Annotated in this window: 5 protein-coding genes and 1 pseudogene; 4 read left to right on the top strand and 2 right to left on the bottom strand. The window is 74.0% G+C overall.

Going from position 1 to position 8,427, the window contains the following annotated elements:
- Positions 1–526: pseudogene (locus RYN42_RS18410) on the bottom strand (hypothetical protein); the annotation flags it as partial.
- A 129-nt stretch (positions 527–655) separates the two neighbouring features.
- Here RYN42_RS18410 and RYN42_RS18405 point away from each other — a divergent pair.
- On the top strand, positions 656–982 hold the full coding sequence (locus tag RYN42_RS18405) for a hypothetical protein (protein WP_315098501.1): 327 nt from the start codon (positions 656–658) through the stop codon (positions 980–982).
- Here the strand turns inward: RYN42_RS18405 and RYN42_RS18400 are convergent.
- On the bottom strand, positions 979–2,667 hold the full coding sequence (locus RYN42_RS18400) for a GMC family oxidoreductase (protein WP_315098498.1): 1,689 nt from the start codon (positions 2,665–2,667) through the stop codon (positions 979–981). The genes RYN42_RS18405 and RYN42_RS18400 overlap by 4 nt on opposite strands.
- A 42-nt stretch (positions 2,668–2,709) precedes the next feature.
- On the opposite strand from RYN42_RS18400, the gene RYN42_RS18395 reads away from it, so the two are divergent.
- The 3 genes from RYN42_RS18395 (at position 2,710) to RYN42_RS18385 (ending at position 8,232) form a co-directional block, all read left to right on the top strand.
- Positions 2,710–3,294, top strand: a complete 585-nt coding sequence (locus tag RYN42_RS18395) for a protein-L-isoaspartate carboxylmethyltransferase (protein WP_315098495.1) — start codon at positions 2,710–2,712, stop codon at positions 3,292–3,294.
- Between the two features lie 132 nt (positions 3,295–3,426).
- The gene (locus RYN42_RS18390) at positions 3,427–7,572 is read left to right on the top strand and encodes a S8 family serine peptidase (protein WP_315098493.1); all 4,146 of its coding nucleotides are present in this window, start codon (positions 3,427–3,429) and stop codon (positions 7,570–7,572) included.
- Positions 7,573–7,719: 147 nt separating this feature from the next.
- Positions 7,720–8,232: a DUF3806 domain-containing protein gene (locus RYN42_RS18385; protein ID WP_315098490.1), complete on the top strand. Its 513-nt coding sequence runs from the start codon at positions 7,720–7,722 to the stop codon at positions 8,230–8,232.
- Positions 8,233–8,427 lie beyond the last annotated feature (195 nt).

Here is an 8,427-nt window from a genome sequence, read left to right as displayed (position 1 = left end):
CGGTGGCCGGGTCGGGGGTGGCCTCGTCGGACGCCGCCGCCGGGGCGACCGGCACCGCCGAGGGCTCCGTGGGCTCGGTGGGCTCGGCGCGCTCGGCCGACCGGGAGGTGGCCGCGCCGCGCGCGTCCACCGTGGCGTCGGCCGTCGCGGCGTCGACGAGCTCGTCCAGACGAGTCGTCGCGGCGTCCAGGGCCTCGAGCTGGGCCGCGTCGACGGCGACCTGGGTCGCCTCCGCCTGGACCGTGTGGGCGACCTCGACCGCGTCGACGGCGACGTCGACCGCACCGGCCCGGGCGAGCTCCACCTGGCTGGTCGGCGAGGCGACGGCGAGGGGGGTGAGCGCGCTCCCACCGTCACGGGCATTCGCCGACACGGCCACCATGGCGCACATGCTCAGGGCGAGCGCCGCGACGACACCACCCTGCGCGAGGCGGACGGGGTGGGCGGCAGCACGCGCCGGCGCAGGGCGCGACGCAGCGTGCCGGCCACCTGTGGGCCGACCTCGGGACGGAATCTTGTTACTCACGCGTAACACGTTAAGTTCTTCGGACGGTCGACCCTGACACTTGAGGCCCGATCGTGGGGGAGATCTCGTGTGAATCCCGTCACGGCTCCGTCACGGAATTCACAGGCTCCGGGCGGCTACGATTCCGGCGTGCCCCTCGAACTGCCCGCTCCTGCGTCGACCCCCGCCCCGCCGGCGCCGGGCCTCGACGACCTCTACGACATCGCCCGGCTCGCCGAGCGCCTGGGGGTCGAGCACGCCACGATCCGGGTCTGGCTCTCCCGCAAGGTGCCGTGGCTGCCCCAGCCCGACGGCCGGCTCAACGGCGGCGCCGTGTGGCGGGCGACCACGCTCGAGGGCATCGAGATGCGCCGCGAGCGCGGCCGTCCCGGCCGCAAGCCCAAGTTCGTCCCGGCCCCGTCGGCCGCCGACGTCCCGCGCACCGGGATGATCCCCGTGGTGCGGCAGAACGCCTAGAGGACCGTCAGGCGCAGCGCCCCGGGGGCCGACGCCGGCACCGCGGGCCGCACCGGCCGGACGGGCCGCAGCCGCTCGTACGGCTCCCCGAGCGCCGGCCGCGGATCGGGCTCCCCCGCGTTCGGCCACAGGGAGAACGCCCGCTCCGCCTGGGCGGTGATGGTCAACGACGGGTTCACGCCCAGGTTGGCGGAGATCGCCGAGCCGTCCACCACGTGCAGGCCGGGGTACCCGAAGACGCGGTGGTAGGCGTCGACCACACCGTCGTCCGCCGTGGCCCCGATGGTGCAGCCGCCGAGGAAGTGGGCCGTCATGGGCACGTCGACGATCTCCCCCACGCTGCTGGCCGCGAACCCCCCGAGGTGCACGGCCATCCTGCGGTAGGCCGCGTTGGCCACCGGGATCCAGGTGGGGTTGGGCTCGCCCTCGCCGGGCGACGAGGTCAGCCGCGTGGTGCCGCGCCAGGTCCGGCGCGGTCGCACGGTGATCGACGCCCCGCCCGTCTGCATCACCAGGCCGATCACGGTGCGCTGCGACCAGCTGCCCAGGCCGAGCAGGAGCGAAGCCAGCCGGCCGGGGTGGCGCAGGGCGGTGCCCAGCCAGCGCACCGGCCGCGGCACGCGCCCGCCGCCGTCCGTGAGGACCGTGCTCAGCAGACCCATGAGGTTCGAGCCGCGGCCGTAGCGGACCGGCTCGAGGTGGGTGTGCTCGTCGAGGTAGACCGAGGAGGTGATGGCCACCCCGCGCGTCATGTCCGGCCGCTGCCGCCAGCCGCGCCAGCGCGTGGCCGCACCGCCGAGCTGCTCGCTGTTGGTCCGCGTCAGGGCGCCGAGCCGGTCCGACAGCGCGGGCAGGACGCCGTCCGCCTTCATCCGGTGCAGCAGCTCCTGCGTGCCCCACGTGCCGGCCGCGACCACCACCTGGTCGGCGGTCACGGTCCGCTCTCCCCCGCGCCTGCCGGTCCGCCCCGTCCGCACCTCCCAGTGCCGCCCTCGCGGACGGACCGACGTCACGGTCGTCTCCGCGACCACCCGCGCGCCTGCGCGCTCGGCGAGGTACAGGTAGTTGGTCGGCAGCGTGTTCTTGGCGCCGTGGCGGCAGCCCGTCATGCACTCGCCGCACTGCAGGCAGCCGCGGCGCTCCGGACCCGCGCCCCCGAAGAACGGGTCCGGGACCGCGACCCCGGGCGACCCGAACACCACGCCGACCGGTGCGAGCCGGAAGGTCCCGCCGACACCCAGGTCCTCGGCCGCCTTGCGCACGACCTCGTCGGCGGGCGTGCACGTGGGGTTGTCGACGACACCGAGCATGCGGCTGGCCTGGTCGTAGAACGGCGCGAGCTCCGCGCGCCAGTCGGTGATCCGTGCCCACTGCGGATCAGCGTAGAAGTCGTCCGACGACGGCCGGTAGAGCGTGTTGGCGTACACCAGCGAGCCTCCGCCGACGCCCGCACCGGCGAGCACCACGACGTCCGGCAGCACGTGGATCCGCTGGATGCCGAGCCAGCCCAGCCGTGGCGCCCACAGGAACCGGCTCACGTCCCAGGAGGTGCGCGGCAGCGTCTGGTCGGTGAACCGGCGGCCGGCCTCGAGCACCAGGACGCGGTAGCCCTTCTCGACGAGGCGCAGCGCGGCCACCGACCCGCCGAACCCGGACCCGACGACCACGACGTCGTAGTCGCTCATGCACGCCTCCCTGCGCTGGACCGCCGATCGTAGGCTCATGCCATGGGCCAGCGTGACGACCCGACACGCGCCGACGACGTGGCAGCGGCGATGCGCGAGCTCGCCCGTGAGCGGTTCCTGCCCGAGGAGCAGCGGGCACGGGCGCACGAGGACCACCCGCTGCCGCTCTGGCACGGCCAGACGAGCTCGCAGCCGAGCACGGTCGCCGCCATGCTGCGCCTGCTCCAGGTCCCGGTCGCCGCGCGCGTGCTGGACGTCGGCTCCGGGTCGGGGTGGACGGCGGCCCTGCTCGCGCGGCTCGTCGGACCCGGGGGCGACGTGCTCGGGCTCGAGCTGGACCCGGCGCTGTCCGAGTGGGGTGCCGCGAACCTCGACGCGTGCGGCCTGCCGTGGGCCCGGATCGAGCGCGCGACCCCCGGCCAGCTCGGGCGGCCGGTAGACGGCGGCTGGGACAGGATCCTCGTCTCGGCGGCGCCGAAGCGGCTGCCCTCCGAGCTCGTCGACCAGCTGGCCGACGACTCCCGCATGGTGATCCCGGTGCGCTCCACCATGCATTTGGTGGTCCGCCGGGCCGGCCGGACCGAGGTCAGCACGCACGGCTCGTACACGTTCGTCCCCCTGCGCTAAGAGGTCGAATGCACCAGAGGGTGACGAAAGGCCTACCTGCCAGTAACGTTCGCCGGGCGTGCGCCGACGTGTGACTGCCGTCACGTCGCGGGCACACGCTCGCCGGTCCTCCTCGAAGCCAGGGATGCGCACATGCCACGTCGACCCGTCCTCGCCGCCGTCACCGCACTGTCTGTCGCGGTCACCACCGCACTGCTCGGCGCCGGGGGCGCGTCCGCGGCACCACCTCCGGACCGCCCGACAGCGGGCGACGCCCAGGCGATCGACGGCCGGCTCGACGGCAAGCTCGCCCGCGACCTGGTGAAGGCGACCGGGCCGGTCACGGCCTTCGTCCAGCTCGACGCCAAGTCCGGCAGCGACGTCACCGCCGAGGGTGGCAGCACCGCCGACGTCAAGGCCGCGGCCGCGGACACCGAGGCGCTCGCCGCCGAGGTCGTCCCGCAGCAGGCCACCGCGCGCTCGGCCTCCGCCGCGCCGAAGCAGATCGCCACGCTCACCAACCTCGTCGCCGGCACGCTGGTCACCGGCGACGCCGCGCAGGTCCGCGCGCTGGCCGACTCCCCCGACGTGGTCGCCGTCTACCGCGTGACCCCGAAGACGGTGGACAACGCGAACAGCGTCGAGTTCACCCGCGCGCTGCAGGTGTGGCAGGACACCGGGCAGACGGGCGAGGGCGTCCGCGTCGGCGTCATCGACACCGGTCTGGACTACACGCACGCCGACTTCGGCGGACCGGGCACCCTCGAGGCGTACGAGGCGGCGTACGGCGCCGACGGCTCCGGCCCGATCCCCGAGGGCCTGTACGACCCCGCCAAGTTCATCGGCGGGTACGACTTCGCCGGCCCCCTGTACGACGCCGACCCCGACTCCGAGCTGCCGGGCGCGACCACGGTCCCCGCGCCGGACGAGAACCCGATCGACTCCACGTACCTGTCCGACAACAGCGGCCACGGCACCCACGTCTCCGGCACCGCGGCGGGCTACGGCGTGCTGCCCGACGGCACGACGTTCGAGGGCGACTACGCCGGCTTGACCGACGTCTCCGACTGGCGCGTCGGTCCGGGCACCGCACCCGGCGCCGGGATCTACGCGCTCAAGGTATTCGGTGACATCGGTGGCTCGACCAACCTCACCTCCCTGGCCCTCGACCGCGCGGCCGACCCGAACGCCGACGGCGACCTGAGCGACCGGCTCGACGTGGTGAACATGTCGCTCGGCAGTGACGGCTCCCCGGCCGACGACCCCGACAACCTGCTCATCGCCCAGCTCACCGCGCTCGGCACGGTCATGGTCATGTCGGCGGGCAACGCCGGTGACATCACCGACATCGGCGGCAGCCCGGGCAACGCGCCCAGCGCCCTCACCGTCGCGAACTCGGTCGGCGCCCCGCAGACCTACGACGGTGTCGAGGTGCTCACGGCCGCGAACCCGGCGCTCGTCGGCATCCACTCCGGCCAGAACTCGGTCGCCTACGGGGGCCCGGACGTCACGGCACCCGTCGGCAACCCGGGCGCCAACTTCGACGGCTGCACCGCGTTCACCGCCGCGCAGGCCGCTGCCGTCGCGGGCAAGATCGCGTACCTGTGGTGGAACGACGACGACACGGCCCGCCGCTGCGGCTCGGCCGTCCGGTTCAACAACGCCACCGCTGCCGGAGCCGTCGGCGTGCTGCTGCCCACCGAGCTGATCCCGTTCGCGGCCGGCATCGCGGGCAACGCCGCCATCCCCGGCTTCCAGATGACGGCCTCGACCACCGACGCGCTCCTCCCGGAGATCGAGGCGGGCACGCTCACGGTCCGCATCGGCCCCGGGCTGTCCGGCACGGTCGTCGAGGACATCGCCGGCGACATGCTCAACTCCGGCTCGTCGCGCGGGGTCCACGGCTCCCTCGGCCACGGCAAGCCCGACGTCGCCGCTCCCGGCACGCAGATCCTGTCGGCCGCCTCGGGCGCCGGCACGGACTCGAACTCGCTGTCCGGCACGTCGATGTCCAGCCCGCACGTGGCCGGCATCGCCGCCCTGGTCCGCGCCGCCCACCCCAGCTGGGAGGCCGCGCAGGTCAAGTCCGCCGTGGTGAACACCGCGACGCACGACATCTGGACGGGTCCGGACGGGACGGGCACGGCCTACGGGCCGGAGCGCGTCGGTGCCGGTCGCGTCGACGCGTTCGACGCGGTGGCCACCGACGTCATCGCGTACAACACGCAGAACCCGGACCAGACCTCGGTCGCCTGGGGCGTCGTGGAGGTCGGTGCCGAGACGGTCGTCGCCACGAAGACCGTCACGGTGAAGAACTTCGGCACGACGAGCAAGCGGTACACCACCGCCGTGACCAGCTCGTCGACGGCGGGCGGCGCCACCATCACGGCCTCCCCGGCGTCGATCACCCTGGCGGCGGGCAGGTCCGCGATCGTCACGCTCACCCTGACGGCCGACCCGACGACGCTGGAGCGCGAGCTCGACCCGACGTCGGCCGAGCTCCAGGCGGGCGTGCCGCGCGAGTACGTCGCCGAGGTCTCGGGACGGCTCGTCCTCACGTCGGGCGCGCAGGAGCTGCGCGTGCCGCTGCAGGCCGCACCGAAGCTGGTCTCCGACCTGACCGCCTCGCCGGTGGCCTTCGCCGACGCGGCGGCAGCCACGGCCGACCTCGCCATCTCCGGGCGCGGCGTCGCGGCGGGCGGCTGGTACTCGCTGACCACCCCGCTGAACCTCGCCGCCACGAGCCCCAAGCTCGAGGACGTCCCGGGGCTCCGCACGTCGCCGTCGGCCACCGCGGCCGGCGACATCCGGTACGTGGGCTGGGCGTCGACGGCACCGCAGATCGCCGCCGCCGGCGGTGACCCCTCCACGGGGCTGCTCGGCATCGGCATCGCCACCGATGGGGAGTGGGCCACGCTCGGCCAGTACGTGATCCCGGTGATCGACATCGACATCGACGGTGACGGCGCCTACGACCTCGAGACGGTGGTCCAGAAGCTCAACGCCGACTCCGACGTCACGGTCGCCGCGACGTTCGACTACAACACGGGCGAGAACCTCGACCTCCAGCCGGTCAACGGGTTCTTCGGCGACATCGACACCGGTGTCTTCGACAGCAACGTGCTGGTCGCACCGATCGGCCTCGAGTGGGCCGGCATCCCCGCGGGGTCGACCCCGACGATCGACGTCTGGACCTACTCCGACTACGCGGCGGACGAGACCGGCGTGCTGGACTCGGCCGAGTCGTTCACGGTGAACCCGTACGACCCGCCGTTCTGGTTCGACAACGACATCCCGGGCTCGTTCTCCACGCTCGGCGACGACGGCGTCACCATCCCCGTGCACAAGGGGACGGGCGCGGCGGACGGTCAGCTGCTGGTGTTCCAGCACCACAACGCCGACCCGGTCTCCCGGGTGCAGCTGGTGGACGTCACGGTCCCGACGCCGACGGCGACGACCACGACGCTCGCCGTCACGGGCGGCAAGAAGGCCGGCCAGGAGCTCACGCTCAAGGCAGGCGTCGCCCCGGCCGAGGCCACCGGCACGGTGACCTTCCTCGACGGGCAGACCGAGATCGGCTCGGCCCCGGTGACGAACGGCAAGGCGAGCATCAAGGTCAAGCTCGGCGCGGGCGCGCACTCGCTGAGCGCCGCCTTCGCGTCCGACACCGGGCTGTTCGCGCCGTCGACCTCGGCCGTCGTGCCGGTGGACGTCGCCAAGTCGACCTCGACGACCACGCTGTCGCTGTCGCGGACGTCGGCCCCGTACGGGTCGACCACCCGCGCGGCGGTCGTGGTCAGGGGTGAGACGGCACCGCCGACCGGCACGGTCGAGATCAAGGACCGCGGGGTCACCGTCGCCACCGGCACGCTGACCGTCACCGGTCTGCGTGGCGTGGCCGACGTGGTCCTGCCGGGCACGCTCGCGGCGGGCAACCACCACCTCACGGCGGTGTACTCCGGCAACGCGGACGTGTCCGGGTCGCAGGCGCAGCGCTGGTTCACGGTCACCCCCGTGGCGTCGACCGTGTCGCTGTCGTCGAGCACGTGGACGGTGGCCAAGGGCACGCAGCAGCAGGTGACCGTGAAGGTCACCGGCCCGAAGGGCGCCCCGACGCCCACCGGGTCGGTCGTCGTCATGGTCGGCCTGAGCCGGGTGGCCACCGTGCCGCTCACCGCAGGCACGGCCACGGTGACCCTGCCGGCCGCGCAGCGGTCCGGCGTGGTCATGGCCACCTACAAGGGGGACGCCGGCTACCTGCCGACGGCCGCGTCGCACACGCTGACCGTCCAGCGCTGAGGCACCTGACGAGGGCCGCGTCGACCTCCGGGTCGGCGCGGCCCTCGTGCGTGCGGGGCTCGGTTGCCCCGGGATACGACCGTTGCGACCGGGCGACTACGGCCAGTCGCGTCAAGCGCGGGGGGTCGCAGGTCGATACTCACCTGCATGGGACTGTTCCGACGCGCAGCCAGACCGGACGACGGGTCCGTGCTGCCGCACCCGCACGCCCCCGCGGACGAGACCCGCTCCGTGCGGATCGAGCCGCTGAACGCCGCCGAGCTGGTGTGGGCCGCGCAGCACCGCGAGATCATCTCCGGCCTGTGCGCCGGCACCGTCGACACGCAGACGCTCGGCGACCTGTTCGACCGCGTCCAGGCGATCTGGCTGCAGTCCGACGCGCGCGACCGCGCCGACCCCGAGTCGCTGGTGCACGCGTTCGGCGTCTCGCTCGGTGACCTGGTGGCGCAGCGGGTGCCGGGCCTGGTGTGGGGCTCCGCGCACGACGACGGCTCCCCGGAGCTGGTCCTGACGCACCCCGAGCACGACCTGGTCGTGTTCCCGGTGAGCTCCGTCGCGTCGTCCTGGGGCACCGCCCCGGTCGGCTGGGTGGCGGAGTACGTGCAGGAGGCGTCGACCGGCGCCGTCGAGATCCTGACCGGCGAGCGCCAGGCCCACTGACCGACGCCCGCAGCGGCCGCTCGCACGGGCCGTGCTCGCCCGCTGCAGCGGCGGGCGCGACGAAGTCGTCACGCCGACGCCATCGGGCGCACGGCGGCGACCGCGGGCCGGGACGTCACCGTCTGCGGGCGGCTGTTTCCGCGGCTCGCGGGAGCGGGTCAGAACAGGGCGTCGGGCTCCGCGACCGGGGCCGGC

Origin of the sequence: uncultured Cellulomonas sp. (assembly GCF_963527515.1) — a bacterium.
GTDB lineage: Bacteria > Actinomycetota > Actinomycetes > Actinomycetales > Cellulomonadaceae > Cellulomonas.
Note: the sequence above shows the minus strand (reverse complement) of the source record. Positions and strands in the feature narration are given on the sequence as shown.